2 protein-coding genes are annotated in these 2,037 nt (G+C 73.5%); both read right to left on the bottom strand.

The features are described 5' to 3' along the window. Positions 1-128: 128 nt before the first annotated feature. A complete protein-coding gene (locus tag IG74_RS0144360) occupies positions 129-1,721 on the bottom strand; it encodes a cation acetate symporter (protein ID WP_030689451.1) in 1,593 nt (530 codons plus the stop codon). Continuing rightward, a partial coding sequence (locus IG74_RS0144355; protein ID WP_030689449.1) for a DUF485 domain-containing protein occupies positions 1,714-2,037 on the bottom strand: 324 nt, incomplete at its 5' end. The genes IG74_RS0144355 and IG74_RS0144360, both read right to left, overlap by 8 nt.

Here is a 2,037-nt window from a genome sequence, read left to right as displayed (position 1 = left end):
GTGGGCGGGTGGGAGAGCCCCCGGAAGACAGGCCCCCGGCAGGTGGGAGAGCCCCCGGAAGACAGGCCCCCGGAAGACAGGCCCCCGGCAGGTAGGCCCCCGTTGGGCAGGGCCCCGGGGCGGGGGCGTCAGGGGGTGGGGCCGGTGAGGAGCCAGGTTTCGATGGCCTCGTAGCGGCGGCGGGCCTCCCGCCGCGCGCTCCGGCGGCTGAGCACCGTACCGCCCCACCCCAGCAGGAACCCCAGCGGAATGGAGACGACCCCGGTCGTGGTGAAGGGGAACCAGGCGAAGTCGTGCTCGGGGAAGGCCGCCCCGGCCGAGCCGGACACCAGGTTCGTACCGGTCATGAGCACGGCGCAGCCGACCGTACCGCCGATGAGGGTCGAGAGGAGCCCGGCCCGGGTGAAGCGCCGCCAGAACAGCGTGTAGATGAGGGCGGGGGCGAGCGCGGACGCGCCGAGGCAGAAGGACAGGGTGACCAGCGGCTGCAGGCTGCGGTCCTGGATGAGCACCGCGAGGCAGATGGCGCCCGCGCCCACGGCGAGGGCGCAGCCCCGGGCGAGCGCCATCTCGCGGCGCGGCGAGAGGTCGCGGCGGCAGGCGGCGAAGACGTCGTGGGCGAGGGAGTTGGCGCAGGCGAGGATCATTCCGGCGACGGAGGCGAGGAGCGTCAGGAAGATCGCGGTGGTGACGGTCGTGAGGAGCAGCGTCTCGGCGGTGGAGGCGTCCGCGCCGAACACGGCGCGCGAGCCGAGGAGGTAGGCCGTGTTGCCCTGCGGGTCGTGCCCGGCGATCTCCTTGCGTCCGAGCATGGCGGTGGCGCCGAAGCCGATGACGGTGATGACGAGGACGAAGAGGGCGACGCAGGCCACGGCCCAGGACATCGAGCGCCGTATCGCGGGCGCACCGCGCGCGGTGTACATCCGCATGGTGATGTGCGGCAGGCACGCGCCGCCGAGGACCACGGTGAGCTCCGAGCTGATCATGTCGAGGCGGGGTGCGGGGCTGTCCCGGAACTGGAGGCCGGACTCCAGGTAGGCCGGGCCGAGCCCGCTGCCCGCGCGGGCGGCGGCGAGCAGCGCGCCGGGGTCCCAGTCGTAGCGGCGCAGGATGAGCGCGGCGACGGCGATGCCGGAGCCGAGCAGGATGACGACCTTGAGGATCTGGATGAGGGCGGTGCCCTTCATGCCGCCGATCGCCGCGTAGCTGATCATGAGGGCGCCGAGGGCGACGACGCAGCCGGTCTTCAGGCCGGTGCTGGAGAAGCCCAGGATGAAGGCCAGCAGGTCGCCCGCGCCCGCGAGTTGGACGAGCATGAGCGGCAGGAGCGCGGCGAGGGTGGCGGCGCTCGCGGTGACGCGGACCAGGCGGCCGGGCGTGCGGCGGGCGAGGACGTCGCCCATGGTGAAGCGGCCCGCGTTCCGCAGGGGTTCGGCGAGCAGGAACATCAGGAGCATCAGGGAGAGCGCGGTGCTCAGGGCGAGGACCACGCCGTCGTGGCCGAGGAGCGCGATGATGCCGGTGGTGCCGAGGACGGTCGCGGCGGAGATGTAGTCGCCCGCGATGGCGAGGCCGTTGCGCAGCGGGGTGAGGCGGCCGTAGCCGGTGTAGAACTCGCCGAGGTCGTCGCGTTCGGGTCCGGTCATCACGCACAGCAGCAGGGTGAGCGTGACGACGGCGGTGAAGGCGACGAGGGACGTGCTGCGGGTGGCGTCATCCACGGCTCGCCTCCAGTTCCACGAGCTTGCGCAGGCGGGCGGCGAGCCGGTCGAGGCGGCGCCGGGCCGTGACCTCGTACAGCGCTATGGCCAGGCACATCACGGGGAGTTGGAGCAGTCCGACGAGGAGTCCGGTGGTGAGGCCGCCGGTGACGGCGCCGGTCATGAGGGCGGGGGCGAAGGCGGACAGGAGGAGGAAGAGCGTGAAGTAGCCGAGGGCGGTGAGGGTGGCGACGCGGCGCTGCCAGCGGTAGGCGCCGCGCAGTTGGCGCAGGTCGCCGCGGTGGCCGGGGGTGGGCGCCGCCCTTCGGTGCGGGGG

The sequence above is a fragment of the Streptomyces sp. NRRL B-1347 genome, assembly GCF_000720325.1.
Lineage (GTDB): Bacteria > Actinomycetota > Actinomycetes > Streptomycetales > Streptomycetaceae > Streptomyces.
Note: the sequence above shows the minus strand (reverse complement) of the source record. Positions and strands in the feature narration are given on the sequence as shown.